This window comes from Endozoicomonas elysicola (genome assembly GCF_000710775.1).
Lineage (GTDB): Bacteria > Pseudomonadota > Gammaproteobacteria > Pseudomonadales > Endozoicomonadaceae > Endozoicomonas > Endozoicomonas elysicola.
The window spans coordinates 1,126,022-1,144,670 of sequence record NZ_JOJP01000001.1; the positions used below are offsets into that span (position 1 = coordinate 1,126,022).

An 18,649-nucleotide genomic window follows, 5' to 3' on the forward strand; every position below is an offset into this window, starting at 1 on the left:
CCCCTTCTAGCCCTGTTAACTTTGTTATACTCTGATTCTAATAAGAATATTTGCAGGGAATGAACTCATGGAAATCTCTACCATTGTCTTTCTTGGCATCATTGTTGGTGCCATATTCTACATCGTTGGTATTTACAACAGTCTGGTCAGTAAAAAGAATAATTACGAGAATGCTTTTGCCCAGATTGAGGTGCAGTTAAAACGTCGCTATGACCTGATTCCTAACCTTGTTGAAACTGCCAAAGGGTATCTTAAGCACGAGCAAGACACATTGGAGAAAGTAATCAGTGCCCGAAATCAGGCAGCTCAACTGCTAAAAGGACTGTCTGGAAAACTCGATGCTTCTGGTATTAAAAAATTGCAGGGAGCTGAACAGGCACTGATGGGGGCAATGGGTGGGTTGAATGTGGTGATGGAGAATTACCCTGACCTGAAAGCCAATGAAAATATGATGCAGCTGACGGAAGAGCTGACCAGTACTGAGAACCGAGTTTCCAGAGCCCGTCAGTTTTATAATGACTCAGTAACCGACTACAACAGTTATCGCCAGTCTTTTCCTCCGGTCTTCTTTGCCAATACGTTTGGCCACAGTAAGGACGCAACTTTACTGGAGTTTGAAAACAGCGCTGCCATGCAGAAAGCACCAAAAGTCAGCTTTTAAGAGAAGTTCAGAGTATGAATTTCTTTCAGCATCAGGAAAAAGCGCGAACTCAAACCCGCTATTTGCTGGCTTTAATGGCTCTGGCCGTACTGAGCCTGATTCTTGCCATTAATTGCATTTATGCGGGGTATGCCGCGCTTCAGAAACAAGAGCCATTTTTAAACCATTTCACCTGGGAAACGTTCATTATTTCCTCAGCGGTTGTTATTTCAACGGTTCTGCTGGCTAGTGTGACCAAAACGGTCATGCTTGCTCATGGTGGTGGAAAAGCGGTGGCTGAATCCCTCGGTGCTATGAGAGTAAAGCCTTCAACCAATAACCGTTACGAACGCAGATTATTGAATGTTGTTGAAGAGATAGCCATTGCTTCAGGCACTCCGGTTCCTCCCGTTTATTTACTCCATGGGGAAAGAGGGATTAATGCTTTTGCTGCAGGAGTTCGGTTGAATAATGCGGTGATAGGTATCACCAAAGGGGCAATGGAGCAACTGAGCCGGGATGAGCTGGAAGGGGTTATTGCCCATGAGTTCAGCCATATTATCAATGGTGATATACGGTTGAATATGAGGCTGATAGGCATTGTTTTTGGTATCACGATGCTGACGGATGTTGGATATCACCTCTATCGCCACGGTTATTATTCACGTTCAAAACAAGCGGGTTACTTCTATATTGTTGGCATTGGCATGATGCTGGTGGGCTACATTGGCGCTTTTTTCGGCAATATTATTCGGGCTTCAGTCAACCGTACCCGGGAGTATTTGGCAGATGCTTCTGCTGTTCAGTACACGCGGGATAATGAAGGCCTTGCCAGTGCCTTAAAAAAGATTGGTGGTGCAGTGTATGGCTCCAACCTGGATAGTGGCGCTGCAATGGAGTGCAGCCATATGATGTTTGGCTCTGCTTTTACGGGATCCTTCTGGAATTTATTTGCTACTCATCCTCCTCTGGATAATCGCATTCGAAAACTGACTCCGAACTGGAATGGTCAATACATAACGCCCAAGGCCATTGAGATTGAAAAGAAACCGGTAAATACAGAGTCATCCAAGTCTGTGCCGGGTCCAGATATGGCTGTGGCTGGTGTTGCATCGGCACTCTCTGCTTCAGTGAGCGCAATCGGTGCTCCCAAGGCTTCCCATATAAAGTACGCTCGCTCCATTGTGGGGGGTATGCCGCCAATGCTATCCGAGGCGATCCATCACAGTAATTCAGCATATCGTGTCATTATGGCGTTACTGTTGGATGATGCCCCTGCTGTCCTGAAAAAACAGTGTGACCTGATTACCAGAATCTTTCCGCAGGAAGTATTGACCAAAACGCTGGAGCTACACGGACAGCTTGAAAATGCCAGGCTGCTGAACGATCGGCTATCGATTCTGGAAATGACCTTGCCGACCTTAAAAATGTTGAATGTTGACCAGCAGGAGCGGCTGAAGAAAGTACTGTTAATGCTCGCTACGGCTGATGGAAAAACAACCGTGATGGAATGGTCTCTGATTACCATTGTTGATCACACCCTGCCAAAGAAGAAAAAAACAGACAATGTTTTCCGTTCTGAAAAATACCGTAGTGTTAAACAGCTATCGGGTGAAGTGTCATTATTGGTCAAAGCTCTGGTTGGTATGTCCGGAATGTCGGTTGAGGACAAGCGAAGCTGTTATACAAAGACGATTAAGGGACTGGGTATTACCATAACAAAAGAGAAGGTCTCATTTAAGGCATTAAGTCAGGGGCTGAAAAAGATAGCGTTGTTACGTGCCGAGGCCAAGGAGCAATTACTGAAGGCACTTTGCCAGTGCATAGAGCATGATGGTGAAGTAGCGATGGAAGAAGCTCAGGCACTCCGCGCCATTGCTGTGGTTATGGAGTGTCCTGTGCCACCGTTGGTGGCACAGGCTGCATAGTTATCAAGCCGGTTGGGCCGGCATCTGAGTGTTATTGCCGGGAGCAGCAGCTGGAGCACTACCGTTGCTTTGCGGAGTGACAGTGTTGGGTGCTGGGGCTGTAGTATTGCCTTCAACAGGAGTGGCGCTTTCATCTGTAGTGGCTGCTGATCCGTCAGTTGAAGCTGGCGGTGTGCCTTCTGCAGTTTTTTTAGTCGGGTCAGGAACCTTACCTGCGGCTTCAAAAGGATATGAGAGCAACTCTCCCTTCGCGACACGGCTGAAACTTACGCCTTTCTGGGTAAACTCATGGTAATCCACTTCGAGCTGACTTCCTTTTGGTTTGTCAGCCCCTTCATTATCCATCAGCTCTCTTTCATCAATTTCTTTTCTGATAGCTTTGAGAGCAGCAGTTACATCATTGAGAGCTGCTTCGGCTTGAGAGAGCGCATTGTCATTTCCGTTGTTGTATTCTTGTCCTTGTAAATGCATCGCTTGGAAAGCCAGCCTAAAGTATTCCCATACTTGTGTGGGATTTTTGTTTTTAAGTGCCTCACCTGGTGGAATCAGTGAGATGACCTCTTCACCTGGAAACTGAATGGTAATCGCCAGATCCTTTGGGGTGCCGGGGGGCAGTTCAATTTGTTTTAATGCCTCAACAAGCTCGGATGACTCCCTGAACCAATCCATGCCGGCCATCAGCTTAGATCTTGATTGATCAGCACGTTCAATAAATGGTCTGATGGCTTCTTTGGCATCATTTGCCAGTTTATGCCTGCCGTACTTGGTGTATGCCTCTTTGGCTTCGTCCAGCTTCTTCTTACCTTTCTCAAGCAGGTCCTTATCACTCAGTTTTTTAAGAGCTTCGCTATCTAAGGGCTCTGAATCTTTTGTATCAGAGGCAGGTACTCCCTTTGTATCAATAACAGGGTCAGCACTAATCTTGTTGTCATTTTGAGGAACAGGCTGTGCTGTCAAGTTGTCAGTAGAAGCAAGATGTTGAGCTGCAGGTGATGGTGGTTGTTGCAACTGGGAATCATCAGGTACTACTTGGTTACCGGTAACATGATCAACGTTGCTCACATTGCGAGCAAGAGGGGGCAGCTGTTGAGTGGTGTTATCAAGGGTTGGTACAGAAGGTCGTTGATTGTAATTTGGCTGAGCCATGTATTTCTGTAGAGGCGGAGCCATAGTTGCTCCACGATTATTAAATCGTGCCAGAGTATCTGGTTGAGTAGGTATGCCACCTAGTTGATTGAACGAGCCCGATCCATAACCATTTAATGGTAAGACATTAGTCATTTGAAATACTTCCCTGTTTTGTATTTGTTTATTTTTGCCATGCCTCCTTCGACAGAAAAAGCCTGATTTAGTTCCAATCAGGCTTGGATGGGGGGGAAGTAAACCTCTACTCAGCTCATGATGATTATACCAATTTCAGCTTCTAAACATGAACTGCGCAGCCATTTTGAACCGCTGGATCTTCATTGGAATTCCTCGCAACCATGCTATTACTTGTCATTCCGCCTTGACCAGCAATCCAAAATAGCTTGCTCGACATCATATTTAGAAGGCGGAATTGGTATTACAGGCGCCGAACTTTGAATTTTCTGCCTTTAATTCTGCCCTGTTCGAGTCTGTTCAGCGCAGATCGGGCACTTTCCCGTTTAACAGCAACATAGGCTACAAAGTCAAAAATATTGATTTTACCGACTTGGTCCCCGGCAATTCCCGCATCTCCGGTCAAGGCACCCAGAATGTCGCCAGGGCGTACTTTGTGCTTACGGCCACCATCAATCGCCAGTGTTACCATGGGTGCGGGTTCTGGCTGACGGTTCTCGATAAGTACTTTCGGGTCCCCAAATACCAGGGGAGCCTTGAGGTAGTCACTGATATTGTCGAGCTTGTACTGCTCCCGCTGGGTATGCAGGCTGAGAGCCAGACCCTTTTTACCGGCTCGTCCGGTTCGACCAACACGGTGAACGTGAACTTCCGGGTCCCGGCTCAGATCGTAGTTGATGACGGCGGCAAGGTTGTCGATATCCAGGCCACGGGCTGCTACGTCAGTGGCGATCAACAGGGTCGAGCTCTGATTGGCAAAGCGAACCAGCATCTGGTCCCGTTCTTTCTGTTCCATATCACCATGGAGTACAACGGGCTTGTAGCCTGCGTCATAAAGCTCAGAACCTACCTTCTTACATTCCTGCTTGGTGTTACAGAAAATGACGCTGGACTCTGGCTCGTAGTGTTTCAGGAGCTTGATCAGCATGGCTGGTTTGTCAGTGTTCTCTGCGTGGTAAAAGCGCTGCTCAATGTGCTCATGGCTGTGAGTGCTTTCAACCGTTATCTCAACGGGCTGGTGCTGAAAGCGTTGGCTCAGAGTCTTGATACCCTCTGGGTAAGTCGCTGAAAACAGGAGTGTCTGCCTCTGCTCTGGAAGGTGACTGATGATATTTTCAATCGCATCAATGAAGCCCATATCCAGCATACGGTCTGCTTCATCAAGAACCAAGGTACTGGTTCGGGCTATCGACAGCGTCTTCTTACGCAGGTGATCCTGGATTCGCCCAGGGGTACCGACAACAACATGAGCGCCATGCTCTAGTGAACCGATCTGCGGACCAATGGGCTGACCACCGCAGAGAGTCACCACCTTGATGTTTTGTTGGTACCTAACCAGCCTGCGGATTTCCTGAGCAACCTGAGTTGCCAGTTCACGGGTAGGGCACATCACCAGCGCCTGACACCCAAAATCACTCTGTTTCAGCTTCAGGATAAGGCCAATGGCAAAAGCAGCGGTTTTACCACTGCCAGTTTTTGCTTTGGCAATGACATCTTTGCCTTCCAGGAGCTCAGGCAGGCTTTGCTGCTGTATCGGTGTCATTTCCAGGTATCCCAAGCTGTTCAGGTTATTCAGCAGGGATTCAGGTAGAGAGAGATCGCTAAAGCGAGAAGGCGTTGTTGCGGTGGTAAGAGTAGGTGCAGTCAAATCAAGCTCTTGGCGTGTGCCATGGTACAGAATAGGTAAAGAATTATAACAGAGTCTATTCTTAATGACGGCGAATCATTACAGCAATTCATTTGGAACTCTGTGGTTTGATGAGGTCTCAGGGTTCAAACGTCGGTATTAATTTCCGATTTACTATTGAATTGCCAAGACATTTTACTAAATGCAATGGAGTGAATCATGACTTCAGGTTCTCCTCGAACGACGTCAGGACCTGCTCGACAGGAACATCAACAGGAAAACAACCCATTGTTCTGGCTAACAGGGCTTGTAGTCGGGATCGCATTACAGCTTTTCACATTGCTGGTTGAACCGCCTCTGGGCATGAATGAAATGGCCTGGCGTTGTGCAGGGCTTGCCATGATGATGGCTATCTTCTGGTCCGTTGAAATTCTCCCGACAGCAATTACTGCTCTTTTACCACTGATTCTGTCTCCACTGCTTGGTCTGGCAAGCCTCGACAAAGCGGCTGCTCCCTATGCGCATCCAGTGATATTTCTGTTTATGGGCGGCTTTGTCCTTGGGCTGGCGATGGAGCGCTGGAATCTGCACAGCCGGATTGCATTGAGAATCATGATGGTGATGGGTACGGGTGAGAAGCGTCTGGTACTTGGCTTTATGATTGCTACTGCCTTAATCAGTATGTGGGTTTCCAATACGGCTACGACCATTATGATGCTACCGATAGGTCTGTCCGTTACTTCAATGATTCGTCATCAGGGGAAGATGAGCCGTGGCTTTCCAATAGCCCTGTTGTTATCCATTGCTTATGGGGCTTCCATCGGTGGTTTTGGCACACTGATCGGTACTCCTCCTAATGCATTGCTGGTGGCTTTTCTTCAGGAACAATATGGTATTCAGATTGGTTTTGCTCATTGGCTGATTATCGGTCTGCCCGCTTCAATTATTATGCTTGCCATTACTGGTGTCTGGCTGGGGTATTTCGGATACCGACTCAGTGGAGAAGAAAATCATGTGGTTCGGGAATCAATCAAAGAACAACAAAAGCTGAATGGCTCCATGAGTGGCGCTGAAAAAGCCGTGACCGCGATCTTTCTGCTGACAGCGTTAGCCTGGATTATCCGGCCATGGGTAAGTGACATCATTCCCTGGTTGGAGTTGTCTGATACCACGATCGCTCTCATCGCAACGGTTACACTGTTTATTCTGCCTGCGAGTTTTAAGAAGCTTGAGTTTCTGATGAGCTGGAAGGAAATGCGACGCTTGCCCTGGGATGTACTGCTGTTGTTTGGCGGTGGACTGAGTTTAGCCGCTATGATCCGTAGAACGGGGCTCGCAGACTGGATTGCAGGGTCATTGAATATCCTGGGTGATATGCCACCCTTGATGGCCATTGCACTGGTCGTCACCATCATTATATTCCTGACAGAAGTTACCAGTAATACGGCAACCACCGCAGCATTCCTGCCTCCACTCGGAGCTCTGGCAATTTCACTGGGTATGGATCCTGCCATTTTGGCCATACCAGCAGCGATCGCGGCCAGTTGTGCCTTTATGCTGCCTGTCGCGACACCGCCCAATGCTATTGTTTATGGCTCAGGAATGTTACCCATCCGACACATGGTACGAAGTGGTATGGTGTTGAATCTTGCAGGTATTGTGATTATTACGCTGTTATGCCATTGGCTGGTGGAGTTTATTATTTAAGCGCTAATTGAGGAACTGGGGAAGCATGGAGGTGGCAGATCAACCAGTGATTGCTGTTCTGTCTTTTGAAAATATGAGTTGTCCTCAGAAATAGTTCTTCTGAAAGTGAATCGCCGTCAGGCCTTTTCAGTGTGATTTTCCACTGGCTTGCTACGGCGATAAGATCCTCTCAGGTGTAAACCTGACTAATCTGAAAACTGATCGACACAACATCATATAAAGAGAAGATTTCTTCATATCACAGTACTAACTTCTGGCGATTTGTCATTGGCCTTTCTTTACCATTCCAGAATAGAATGGTCGATATCCTCTGCATAGTGACTGATGAGTTCTTTGATATTTTTGTTTTTGTAAGACGTAGCTATTTGAGAAAAGTGCAGGTATTACCATATTCCTGACAATACCAAGTTCAGACATGACACTTTCGGACACTCTGAATAGTATGCTAAAAATAGCGCCTGTCTATAAGAACGCCTGTGCGATAGCAATTGAAAATTTTCTCAATATTTATTGATAGTGCTGTTGATATGAGCAGAAAGTTTATGTTGAATCGCTATACCTTGACTTAACAGGGTATAAAGGCTTTGGCGGGTAACTTCACCTTTATACCCTTTAAGTATCTTGTAGGTCTTTTCGTCTAGTCAGAAGCATTCTGGTTTTAGTTGAGACAGGAACCTTTTGCTACTTGGTCAGTTTCTTCTTTATAAACTTTTAGACCTCTGGCCTGATAGTTATTCAGGGCATAGGGGTGGTCCAGTGTGCAGGTATGAACCCAGACACGCTTTGCTTCCCAGTTCCAGGCTTCCTGAATGGCTGCACTTAACAGAGAGCCACCAAGACCTTTCCCAATGAATGGCTCGGCAAGGCCAAAATAGGCTATTTCAACATCACCTTCAGCTTTTCTCAGTTCAAAGTAACCTGCTGGGCTGCCTTTATAGTAGCCAACCCAAAGACGAAGGTCGTCGTTTTCTGCGTACTCACGCCATTGATTATCAGACCAGCTCAGCTTGTCAGTCCATTCCCATTGTTTGCCAATAAAGCTATAGAGGAATCGGTTAAATTGAAACTGTTTTACCTGGCATTCCTGGATTATAAAATCCGGATCGGTCACTGGTTTGTAGATAAGTTCTTCCGGAGAAACCATTTCCAGTGACCAGGTAGTAACTGCTTCTTTTTCCATACTGCTTTCTATTCCCAAACTGCATTATTTATTGACACAAATACGGCTGGGAAGTTAGTGAGACTGCTCCAGTCGCTTGGCATAGACGATGGCATTATAACCGGCCGTGGCGATAATATTACCAGCAACAAAGAACAGAATAACCAGAGCAGTATCAATAATAGTGAAACTGGCCAGTAGTTGTGTCAAACGACCAAAGCCTTCTATAAAGAACAGGTAGATGCCAAATACATAGGGAATATAACTGGGAATGCCGGCTAATATTTTGCGTGCTCCTTTATTCAGCCCAGTGAGCACAATAATGGAGGCTAATGATCCAACCAGTAAAAGTATCCAGCTGGTTCCAATACCCTTCATTGCCAGTTGTAAAATGGCAATGGTCAGCATGACAGCAAGTAGGATATCGGCTTTCAGAGCCAGAACAGTGAAGAGGTCTTTTTCGCTTTTACCGGCAATGATCTGTGCGAACTGAAACATGATGAACCCCCCGTAAGGTTACTGGCCAGAGGCGTGGGAGGCTATGGCCATGTCTCAGTTATACCATCAGTCAAGCTTGGTAAAATTGATGTAAGGCAGTACTTTTACCTATACTGGCTTATTGTCTTTTTGTATCGTGTTTTTTGATCACACTTTTTTTATTACAGACATGCGCATCTCCAGCTCACACTCCAGCTGGCCAAGTTGTTCCAGTTGCTGTTTTTGTTTGGCATTTACATGCCAGTAGTGAGGCGTCATGGTTAGCAGGTCCATAATAGCCTGAGTGTTTTCCAGCATCATCAAATGACGGATGTTCTGGCTTTCCAGCAGGTGAAGGTTTTCGGGTAAATCCTGCAGACGTTTATCTTCCGGGTAAGGACGAACGTCGTCATAAATGGCATTGCGAAGTGCCAGCAGGTGGCTTTGCCCGGGAGTCAGGATAACGATATGTCCCCCGGGCTTCAGTACCCGGGAAAACTCGGACCAGTCACTGCGGGAGAATATGCTGATGATTACATCAAATTGTTCATCCATCAAAGGAAGTTCACTGACACTGGTTACCAGCCATTCAATCGCTTTGTTTCGTTTGCTGGCGGCCAGGATTGCTGGTTTAGCGATATCAAATCCGCAGACTTCACTACCTTTCAGGCGTTCTTTTATTTCGGAGGTGTAATAACCTTCGCCGCAACCGGCATCAAGAATGGTTTGGTTTGTTTGGTCACTGAACGTGCTGATTTTATCGATTAATGCTTCGATGACGGGCTGATAGTAACCGTGATTTAAAAAGCGTGCCCTGGCATCGACCATCATCTGGTCATCACCGGGGTTTTTACTCCGTTTCTTATTGCTGGGTAGCAGATTCAGGTAGCCTTGGCGTGCCCGGTCAAACTGGTGATTGTTTTTGCACACAGCGCTTTTTTGTTCTGAGGACAGCGCTTCATAACAGATAGGGCAACGAAGTAGGATGGGCATCAGGATGGACGGTATGGTTAAAAGCCAGAGAGTTTAATCGTCTCTGGCGGATATTCAACTACTGCAGCATTATTAAAGTGCTGCTGGTGTATCCCAGGTCATTCCGTTCTCAATGACTATTGCTGGGTTTTCAAACTGTTCACAGAAAAGGCTTCCATCGGTTTTGTAAAAGACTGATTCCATGGGGGGCAAGTTAAGTGCTGACACTTGTTCCAGAGCTTTCTGACTGCCTGTCAGTCCCCATGCATAAAGATAGTCACGCATATCAAGGCCGGTCACCACTGAAAGTGCAATGGTGGGCCAGTCATTTTTCGCAATGCTCTTAGCCTCTTCCCAGCTATAGGTACTGAAACCCAGTCGCTCACGCTTCTGATTCCAGGTATCGCTGTTGCTGAGGGCCCGATAAAACTCACGCTCAACAATATGAAGCCTTGGCAATAGCATCCAGCCATCAATCAATGTTCCCTGACTCTGAGCTGCCATCATCATTTGGATATACACCGCGGCGCCACTACTCCAGTCACTAAAGTCCTGTTGCTGCATATGGGCAAACGGGTCATCCGTGGCCTGGGCAGCCTGCAGCCAGTCAAACAGAGTTTTAAAAGGCAGGCTCTGGCATCCGGGGGTTTTGTTGAGCTCTTTGTAAGCTCGGGACTTGGAAAAATAAGAATAGAAATTGGTGGCAGTATGGCCTGGGCTCCAACTGTCAAAGAGGAAGCGTCCTTTTTCTAACCCATGTCCAAGCTCATGTAGATCTCCATGCCCCAGGGGATCAAATGCCCAGTAAGCATCATATGGGTTGCCGGAGCACCCATAACCACAGGTGGCCTGATCAGCATTCATGTGTTTGACTTGGTCAATCAGGTCAATGGCTAACCCTCTACGCTCGGCAAATTCGATAATCTCCGGATTTTCATCGATACGGTCACCACGGAAACCTGCCAGCATATGGGGCAAGTTAGACATATAACGGTCAGTAACCGCAGCCAGATCTGCTGCTGAATTATTCCAATTACTCATGGATTGGCGCATCAGGTCCAGGCGGGAGTGGACTTCAAAACCATCAGTGACCAGCTCAGCCCAGTCAAAATCGCCTTTTTCCAGTGCCTCTGCAAAATCCTCATTATCTTGAGGTTTTGTCCAATAGGGATGCAGGCCGATATTGCTTACATTCAGACTGACCTGTTGATCATTGCGATCAAATCTCAGTTGCAGAGGCCCACCATTCGGCGAGGTAAAGGTGAGGATTTCTCCCGGTGCAATGATCATTTCCTGCCCCCACAGGTAACGGGGACGTTTATAGCCATCATTGTCCAGCCAGTGGGTTGCGCCATCACGGATGGAGTTTACAAAAACACTAACGACGGCTTCTGTATTATCGGTACGGTGAATGGTCACTGGTTTGCCAGGCATGACATAGACACCCGCAGAGCGGAAAGGCACTTTACTGGTGATGGTTATGTTTTTGCTGGTCGGCGTAATATGACTGAAATCAGTGCGTCCAAAGTTACCTAAATCAGCAGGAATGGCGTTAGTTGGGCGGTATTGGTAAACACCAAAATCTGAAAATGCCGCTTTTACAAAATCCTCGGTGTTATTCAACTTATCCAGAGGGTACTTGGTTGCTGCCCGATAATAATCAGCAAGAAGCACCAGCCATCGCCAGAGCGCCTTATCGTCGTTAGCTGATGTGAAAATAGCGTGTTTGTTTCTGTCCAGTTGGCGAAGCTGCCCCTGCATGGTTTGTAAGCCATTCAGGAAGTCGTCGTTAAAACCATCGGCTTCTGAACAGTCACTGCCATTGCACTGGGCAAAATTAATATTGTTGCCTTGGTTTTTCAGGGTAGTGAGCAGGCGGTTCACAGAAGCAACTTCGGTGGACAGGGGGTTGCCCCACTCCACGATGTTGAAGCCTCTGAGAATCAGATAGCTCCAGTAATTATTGGCAACGAAATTTGCGTTGAGTGCCGGAAGGAGATATTGGCTGATGGCATTATCATCACGATAGTAGTGAGGGTATAAAATGCCAATGCCCTGACTGCGTGCCTTGTTGATGCCATCTTTTAGGCCTTCTGTCAGTTCACCGTAGGAAGAGACAATCAGTACGTCAGCTTCTTCCAAACAGCTTGAAAGAGCTGCGCCATTGCAGACTTCTCTGTCATTGTAACTGACCCGCCCCGGCATAAAAGTATCTATCCATAGTCGTGTGCTGCTTTGATCCGGGAAATAATGTGACTCATCCATCTGGGCGATCACAATGTTCATTGGGGCAGTACTGTTGAGAGACTGCCCTGCGAGCCAGTCAATGCTGTTCACCATTAACTGGTTGGCCTGTGCATTAATGGCACTGGGAAACCGTTTCCAGACCCGCATAGGGTTTGATGATAAAGCGATGAACCGGCTGTTACCTTCTTCGCCGAGTACGCCAAGAGCTCCGGGTTTTAAAGGATCAAATTCGCTTCTATCGGAAGCATTGGCCTGAAGAAACGTTGCTGACTTGCCAAATTCCGGTGCAATGATGGCTGAGTCGTGGGTAACATCCCAGTCGATATTGGTCAGGCTATTGGCATTGGTTGAACCATCCGCATTCAGTTGGAACAGGCGGTAAATGACAGAGTTAAACTGGCCATGCCCTTTCGCGATGACGTTATCGATTTTCTGTATGACAGAATCTGCTGAAGGTATTCCGGATGCATCACCGGTTTGAAAAGCTGATTGTAAAGCCTGGTCGACCGGATCAGGCTCGGGTTTATTTGAGCCGGAGTCGTCAGAGCTTCCATTCTTACAAGCTGTCAAAGTCGTTAACAGCAATACGATAAAAAGCGTTTTTATAAATTCCATGAAAAATGCTTTTTTCCTTGAATGAAGTTTATAAACAAAATTTTTTCGATTTTAAGTAAACTCTATATTGATCACTAGCGATTTGCTGGTTTGTGAGCGAAACCTGCGAGAAGAGTCACACTATGCTTACCGCCGAATTAAACACATCAGGTTGAGCGGGGTATCTGAGCTGGTAAAATGAGCGACGGTAACATCCTTGGCTTGATATTCCGGAAGGTCTGGCCGATATTTCTCTGAGCTAATGCAGGAGCCTGAAACTAACTACGGTTTTGGGTGTGGGGTATTACTAAAAATTACAATGGCAGAATTTGTAAACTACCTATTGGCTCAAGGGAATAGTCACTGTAGTCTGCGCCGCACTTTCTGATTAATTAAATAGAGCAGGACAATAAATTTGATTTCTACAGCCAACATCACCATGCAGTTCGGTGACAAGCCCCTGTTTGAGGACATATCCGTCAAGTTTGGCGAAGGTAACCGTTACGGACTCATTGGTGCCAACGGTTGTGGTAAGTCAACTTTTATGAAAATCCTTGGCGGTGAGCTTGAAGCTACCTCAGGAACTGTCAGCAAAGACCCTCATGAACGTATGGCTAAACTGAGTCAGGATCAGTTCGCCTATGAAAACTATACGGTCATCGATACTGTCATTATGGGGCATGCAGAGCTCTGGAAAGTAAAAGCAGAGCGTGATGCCATATATGCCAAAGCCGAAATGACGGAAGAAGAAGGTATGCGGGTTGCAGACCTTGAAGTTCAGTTTGGTGAGATGGATGGTTACTCCGCAGAAGCGCGTGCAGGAGAATTGCTGCTGGGACTGGATATTCCTATTGAACAGCATTATGGACTGATGAGTGCAGTTGCCCCCGGCTGGAAGCTGCGAGTGCTGCTGGCTCAGGTGCTGTTTGCAGACCCTGAAATTATGCTGTTGGATGAACCGACCAACAACCTGGATATCAATGCTATCCGCTGGCTGGAAGACATCCTGAAGCAGCGTGATTGCACCATGATCATCATCTCGCACGACCGTCACTTCCTGAACAGTGTCTGCACCCATATGGCGGATCTGGATTACGGTAAATTGCAGGTAATGCCAGGCAACTATGATGAATACATGACGGCAGCAACTCAGGCCCGTGAGCGTCTGCAGGCTGATAATGCCCGTAAGAAAGCCCAGATTGCCGAACTTCAATCCTTTGTCAGCCGCTTCTCTGCCAATGCTTCCAAGGCCAGACAGGCGACTTCCAGAGCGAAACAGATTGATAAGATTCAACTGGCAGAGATTAAACCTTCCAGTCGTCAGAACCCGTTTATCCGTTTTGAGCAGGAAAAGAAACTGTTCCGGAATGCATTGGTGGTGGAAAAACTGAGCCAGGGCTATGAAGATGACCTGTTCAGCAAAGTGAATATGATGGTTGAAGTCGGTGAACGTATTGCCATTATCGGTCAGAACGGTATTGGTAAAACCACCCTGCTGCATACTCTGGCTGGTCAGATGGCTCCGCGTACCGGAACGCTTCAATGGTCAGAAAATGCTAATATTGGCTATTACGCTCAGAACCACACTTCTGACTTTGATATGGATATGAACCTGTTCGACTGGATGAGCCAGTGGATGAACCCAGGCGATGATGAACAGGTCATTCGCGGCGTATTAGGACGCATGCTGTTCTCTCAGAGCGACCTGAAAAAGTCCGTTCGGGTCATTTCCGGTGGTGAGCAGGGGCGTATGCTGTTTGGCAAACTGATCCAGCAGCGACCCAATATCCTGTTGATGGATGAGCCTACCAACCACATGGATATGGAATCCATTGAGTCTCTGAACCTGGCGCTGGAAAACTACCCGGGCACATTGATCTTTGTTTCCCATGACCGTCAGTTCGTTTCATCGCTGGCAACACGGATTATTGAAATCAAAGATTCTGGTGTAGTGGATTTCCATGGTACTTATGATGACTATCTGCGCAGCCAGGGTGTTGAGTAAATCCAAATAATGCTTGTGGTATCGACAATGCGATTTGCTCTGTTGGTACCATGAACTGCCTGAATGTAAACCCTTCCACATCAGGTTCTGTTAACAGAACCTGATGGTAGCCTCATTTGAATAAGAAAATACCGTATCGGATTGAGCTGATTTTATCATTTGAATGTCAGGGGTATTTCCTGACTATCGTTGTTTAAGTGCAAGTCAGCATAGGGCTCTTTCCCGTATCACGAGATACTCTTTGAATCGAACTTCAACAGGTCAGATTCATGGTGTTTATCAGGAAAGTAGCAAAGACTGTCTTTTTATCCTTCTTGATTTCATTCAATTACGCGTTTTCGTCTGTTGTGGCTGCTGATGATCCTATGGACTCTATTTCATTGCTGAATAATGCGATGGAATTGGAAAGCTATTTAAGTTCCCCTGCCCGAAACTCTCTGCTTGAGATTCTGGATCACTCAGAAAGCGGCATCCTATGGCATGAGTATGAAGTCAGCCCAGATGAAAACCTGACTACCGTTTTTATTAATGAAGGCCTTATGCAGGCTGACCTGAATCTATTGATGAACATTCCACAAAGTGCAGGTTGGATCAGTCAACCGGGAGAGATTGATATTCTCCGCTATCAGCTGAGTAATGATAATCGAGTTATCAAACTGGAAATAACTACCGTTTCTGGTGAGGTACTGTCATTTTCAAAAGTAACACAGGCTGGAGGAGACACCTTCACTGTAACGGTGGATGATAAAAAAAAGCCGTTGGAGACCGTGCGTATTGGTGGAGTAATTAAACACAGCTTTTACGCCAGTGCAAAAGTAGCAGGTTTATCGCCATCAGCCATGAGCGAATTTGCCAATATTTTTCAGTGGCAGCTGGACTTCAGTCGGGATATTCATCGAGGTGATCGCTTTGAAATTCTGCTGGAAAAGGTTTCTGGAGATCAACTGGCGGATGATACTCGAATTCTGGCTGCACAGATTTATCAACAGCGGAGGACATTAACGGCAATTCGATATAATGACGGTCGTTATTACACCTTAGAAGGAAAGCTGCTCGGAAGAACCTTTTTACGCTTACCTCTCAAGGAAGAGTATCCGGTAAGTTCCGGGTTTGACTTATCGAGACAGCACCCGATTATTGGTCAGATTCGTGAACATAAAGGGACCGATTGGGCTGTTCCGGTGGGATCACCGGTGATAACAACGGCAGATGGTATTGTGGTTGAGTCGGTGGTAGGCCATCCTACAGCCGGAAACTATATCGAGATTCAGCATGGGCGCCGCTATATCACCCGATACCTGCATTTGAGTCAGCTGAAGGTTAAGGCTGGTCAGCAGGTTCGTCGTGGAGAAGTTATTGGTTTATCCGGTAACTCGGGTTTATCCACAGGGCCGCACCTTCACTACGAAGTGTATGTGGATGGCCGCCCTGTTGATGCAATGAGGGCTAAGCTAAGAACCAATCGGGCACTGGGTGGCTCTGAGCTTAGTGGTTTTATGCAGGTATCTTCAAGGTATCTCAATATGCTGAGAAATGAAGAGGCCTTGGTCGATGCTACGGTTAATGTGCCATCCGAAGCCTCATAAGAGGCTGTCGCAAAAGGGCTGCGCTTACCAATACTGTGTTAAAAAATGGCTCAAAATGCTCATTTACTACTTGTAAACTGCGCTTTTTCGCCTTGTCTTGCCTGAGCTCGCTACCTTTTGCGATAGCCTCTTAAGCGTTTCTAAAACGGAACGTCTGAAATAAAAGTAACAGGTGCTTCAGTTAATGGATGCATAAAGCTGAGTTTAGTTGCGTGCAGGTTGAGTCTGTTACTGGCCTGTTGGGCCTCTGGGTGTGAATAAAACTCACAGCCAAGAATAGGATGCCCAAGCTCTGCTAAATGAACTCTTAATTGGTGAGAACGCCCGGTCACGGGTTTGAGTAACACACGATCAAACTCCGGTCGCTGGTTTTCAATCTTTTGAAACAGTGTCAGTGAGGGTTTTCCCAGCTCATGGTCGACCATCTGTTTCGGGCGGTTTGGCCAGTCACAGCGAAGTGGTAATTCAACTTTCCCCTCAGGTTTTTCCAGTTTTCCCCAGACTTCGGCGACATACTCTTTTTCGACCAGACGGTCCTGAAATTGCCGGCTCAGTGCACGGTGGCTATCAGCATCAAGCCCAAACACCATAAGGCCCGATGTGGACATATCCAGACGGTGCACAACGCGGGTTTCAGGATTTATCCTCTGCAATCGTGACAGGGCACTGTCTTCATGATTGGGTGGCTTTCCGGGAACACTGAGCAGGCCTGCCGGTTTATTTACAACGACGATGCACTCATCGCGGTAAAGTTCCGCCAATGGCTCGTTACAGAAGGGGACAATAAAAGTATCATTCATGGGTTGATTATCAGGATAAACCCGGGGTAAGTCATCTGGGGATAATGCGGATCGTAATTTGCCTGTTCTGATGCCATTCTCACCTTTTCATTTGAAGAAGCAGTCATGAAACCCTCAACACCGGATGCGATGGCTTCTCTGATCAATGATATTCGAGGGGCAATTCCCTTTGGCTTTTCCGAGGCTGAGTTGTGCTCAGGTACCTGTAAAGGGTGCTCCAAAAAACTGCTGGAGTTTCTGGATCAGGAACTCTCAGACTGGAGCATGCGCCTGAATGTGGGTGATAAACCAAACCTTGGAGATATCCACAGGCTGGCTAAAACGGCCCGAAAGATATACACAGCCCTTGAAAAGAATAATCTGGTACAAGCCTCAAGAGCTGTATCTTAACGTCGTGAAGGTCTATCCTAGCGCCCAATTTGTTTATATGTTGGATTAACTGGTTATGCCCCTTTCTACCGAGGATATCTCCAGGCTGAAAAAAAGCCTTTCCCTGGTATCCAGTGAACTGCCTCTGTCGGCATTAAGAGAAGCTGCCCAGCATCAGGAAGAGATCACACCGGTGCTCCTGGAGGCTCTTGAAGCGGTGAAAATCCGTGGCAAGCGCAGCAGCTCATCCTCAAAAAGCCGTCTAGCACTTCATGCGCTTTATCTGTTGACGCAGTTTCGTGAACCAGCGGCCTGGCCTATTGTCATTGATCTGTTCAGCACCATGAGCTCTGAAGACAACATTGCCATTGGCGATGATTTTGATGAGGTGGTCTGTGACCGGCTAAGCCAGATCTTTGCGACACTCTGTCCGGGTGATATTCGCCCCCTGCAATCCATCATTGAAAACACCAGTATTGATGAATACGTCCGGGATGCGGCTCTGGGATCTCTGGTTGTCCGTTATCAACAGGGAGACCTTGAGCTTCAGGAGTTGACGACTTATCTGCATCAGCTCTATGAGTATGGTCTTGAACAGGAAAAGAATCAGGTCTGGAATGCCTGGGTTCAAGCTTGTTATAACACTCAGCCTGAGAGTTTTATGGAAGCCCTGAAAGACCTCTATGAAAAAGAGTGGGCGGATACCTATTACATCACGTTGGACGAGCTTAAACTGCGCTGTGGTGTGGCTCCGGAAGTGATTAACAAGTCAGTAATGAAGCAGGAAGGTGAGTTCTACTGCTACCTGGATGATGCGGTGGCTGCATTGAGACAGCTGACCTGTTATTCCGGAGAGGGCAACGAGCTGTTAACCAATCTGGAGAATATGGTGATCAACCAGACGGCTCCAAAGCAGGGTGAGCATTCTCAACCAACACCTGCGTTTACTTCATCACCAGCCGGTGTCGGCAGAAATGATCCCTGTCCCTGTGGCAGTGGTAAAAAATTTAAGAAGTGTTGCCTGCACTAATAGCCATAGAAGCAGCCTCGTTTCCATACCGAGCATGGGAGCGAGGTATTATACCAATTCCACTTTCTAAACATGAACTGCGCAGCCATTTTGGTCAGTTGGATCTTCGTTGGAATTCCTCGCAATAGCCCGGCTATTACTCGTCATTCCGCCTTGCCCAGCTGTCCAAAACAGCTTGCTCGATATCA

Annotated in this window: 14 protein-coding genes; 7 read left to right on the forward strand and 7 right to left on the reverse strand. The window is 47.0% G+C overall.

Annotation, left to right across the window (positions count from 1 at the left end):
- Positions 1–67 precede the first annotated feature (67 nt).
- Both GV64_RS04725 and GV64_RS04730 read left to right on the forward strand, forming a co-directional pair.
- Positions 68–661 carry a LemA family protein gene (locus GV64_RS04725; RefSeq protein ID WP_020584064.1) on the forward strand — a complete coding sequence of 198 codons (594 nt, stop codon included), beginning with the start codon at positions 68–70 and terminating at the stop codon, positions 659–661.
- A 14-nt stretch (positions 662–675) separates the two neighbouring features.
- Positions 676–2,568, forward strand: coding sequence for a M48 family metallopeptidase (locus GV64_RS04730; protein WP_020584063.1), 1,893 nt, complete (start codon positions 676–678; stop codon positions 2,566–2,568).
- Positions 2,569–2,571: 3 nt separating this feature from the next.
- On the opposite strand, the gene GV64_RS04735 is transcribed toward GV64_RS04730, so the two are convergent.
- Together GV64_RS04735 and dbpA are read right to left on the reverse strand one after the other, a co-directional pair.
- Positions 2,572–3,849: a hypothetical protein gene (locus GV64_RS04735; protein WP_152553923.1), complete on the reverse strand. Its 1,278-nt coding sequence runs from the start codon at positions 3,847–3,849 to the stop codon at positions 2,572–2,574.
- Between the two features lie 283 nt (positions 3,850–4,132).
- Positions 4,133–5,536, reverse strand: coding sequence for an ATP-dependent RNA helicase DbpA (dbpA, locus tag GV64_RS04740; RefSeq protein ID WP_026258485.1), 1,404 nt, complete (start codon positions 5,534–5,536; stop codon positions 4,133–4,135).
- A gap of 198 nt (positions 5,537–5,734) precedes the next feature.
- On the opposite strand from dbpA, the gene GV64_RS04745 reads away from it, so the two are divergent.
- Positions 5,735–7,222, forward strand: coding sequence for an SLC13 family permease (locus GV64_RS04745; RefSeq protein WP_020584060.1), 1,488 nt, complete (start codon positions 5,735–5,737; stop codon positions 7,220–7,222).
- Positions 7,223–7,880: 658 nt separating this feature from the next.
- Here the strand turns inward: GV64_RS04745 and GV64_RS04750 are convergent.
- The 4 genes from GV64_RS04750 to GV64_RS04765 all read right to left on the reverse strand — a co-directional run bounded on the left by GV64_RS04750 (position 7,881) and on the right by GV64_RS04765 (position 12,692).
- Positions 7,881–8,402 (reverse strand): GNAT family N-acetyltransferase, encoded by a 522-nt coding sequence (locus GV64_RS04750; protein WP_020584059.1) that lies wholly within the window; start codon positions 8,400–8,402, stop codon positions 7,881–7,883.
- A 54-nt stretch (positions 8,403–8,456) separates the two neighbouring features.
- Positions 8,457–8,879, reverse strand: coding sequence for a hypothetical protein (locus GV64_RS04755; protein WP_020584058.1), 423 nt, complete (start codon positions 8,877–8,879; stop codon positions 8,457–8,459).
- 147 nt (positions 8,880–9,026) lie between these two features.
- Positions 9,027–9,851, reverse strand: coding sequence for a methyltransferase (locus tag GV64_RS04760; RefSeq protein WP_020584057.1), 825 nt, complete (start codon positions 9,849–9,851; stop codon positions 9,027–9,029).
- Positions 9,852–9,923: 72 nt separating this feature from the next.
- Positions 9,924–12,692: an ImpA family metalloprotease gene (locus GV64_RS04765; protein WP_020584056.1), complete on the reverse strand. Its 2,769-nt coding sequence runs from the start codon at positions 12,690–12,692 to the stop codon at positions 9,924–9,926.
- Between the two features lie 394 nt (positions 12,693–13,086).
- Between GV64_RS04765 and GV64_RS04770 the strand changes: the two genes are divergently transcribed.
- On the forward strand, positions 13,087–14,676 hold the full coding sequence (locus GV64_RS04770) for an ABC-F family ATPase (protein WP_020584055.1): 1,590 nt from the start codon (positions 13,087–13,089) through the stop codon (positions 14,674–14,676).
- Positions 14,677–15,041: 365 nt separating this feature from the next.
- A complete protein-coding gene (locus GV64_RS04775; protein ID WP_157237089.1) occupies positions 15,042–16,262 on the forward strand; it encodes a peptidoglycan DD-metalloendopeptidase family protein in 1,221 nt (406 codons plus the stop codon).
- A 140-nt stretch (positions 16,263–16,402) separates the two neighbouring features.
- Here the strand turns inward: GV64_RS04775 and GV64_RS04780 are convergent, their stop codons facing one another.
- Positions 16,403–17,062, reverse strand: coding sequence for a pseudouridine synthase (locus GV64_RS04780; RefSeq protein WP_020584053.1), 660 nt, complete (start codon positions 17,060–17,062; stop codon positions 16,403–16,405).
- A gap of 105 nt (positions 17,063–17,167) precedes the next feature.
- Between GV64_RS04780 and GV64_RS04785 the strand changes: the two genes are divergently transcribed.
- The gene (locus GV64_RS04785; protein ID WP_020584051.1) at positions 17,168–17,452 is read left to right on the forward strand and encodes a hypothetical protein; all 285 of its coding nucleotides are present in this window, start codon (positions 17,168–17,170) and stop codon (positions 17,450–17,452) included.
- A gap of 55 nt (positions 17,453–17,507) precedes the next feature.
- On the forward strand, positions 17,508–18,461 hold the full coding sequence (locus GV64_RS25790) for a DUF1186 domain-containing protein (protein ID WP_020584050.1): 954 nt from the start codon (positions 17,508–17,510) through the stop codon (positions 18,459–18,461).
- The last annotated feature ends 188 nt before the right edge of the window (positions 18,462–18,649 follow it).

Excerpts from the sequence above, each read along its gene's own strand:
- GV64_RS04725 (WP_020584064.1), top strand. The coding sequence starts at position 68 with ATGGAAATCTCTACCATTGTCTTTCTTGGCATCATTGTTGGTGCCATA.
- GV64_RS04760 (WP_020584057.1), bottom strand. The coding sequence starts at position 9,851 with ATGCCCATCCTACTTCGTTGCCCTATCTGTTATGAAGCGCTGTCCTCA.
- GV64_RS04765 (WP_020584056.1), bottom strand. The coding sequence starts at position 12,692 with ATGGAATTTATAAAAACGCTTTTTATCGTATTGCTGTTAACGACTTTG.
- GV64_RS04775 (WP_157237089.1), top strand. The coding sequence starts at position 15,042 with ATGGACTCTATTTCATTGCTGAATAATGCGATGGAATTGGAAAGCTAT.
- GV64_RS04735 (WP_152553923.1), bottom strand. The coding sequence starts at position 3,849 with ATGACTAATGTCTTACCATTAAATGGTTATGGATCGGGCTCGTTCAAT.
- GV64_RS04785 (WP_020584051.1), top strand. The coding sequence starts at position 17,168 with ATGAAACCCTCAACACCGGATGCGATGGCTTCTCTGATCAATGATATT.
- GV64_RS04730 (WP_020584063.1), top strand. The coding sequence starts at position 676 with ATGAATTTCTTTCAGCATCAGGAAAAAGCGCGAACTCAAACCCGCTAT.
- GV64_RS04780 (WP_020584053.1), bottom strand. The coding sequence starts at position 17,062 with ATGAATGATACTTTTATTGTCCCCTTCTGTAACGAGCCATTGGCGGAA.
- GV64_RS04755 (WP_020584058.1), bottom strand. The coding sequence starts at position 8,879 with ATGTTTCAGTTCGCACAGATCATTGCCGGTAAAAGCGAAAAAGACCTC.
- GV64_RS04745 (WP_020584060.1), top strand. The coding sequence starts at position 5,735 with ATGACTTCAGGTTCTCCTCGAACGACGTCAGGACCTGCTCGACAGGAA.
- GV64_RS25790 (WP_020584050.1), top strand. The coding sequence starts at position 17,508 with ATGCCCCTTTCTACCGAGGATATCTCCAGGCTGAAAAAAAGCCTTTCC.
- GV64_RS04750 (WP_020584059.1), bottom strand. The coding sequence starts at position 8,402 with ATGGAAAAAGAAGCAGTTACTACCTGGTCACTGGAAATGGTTTCTCCG.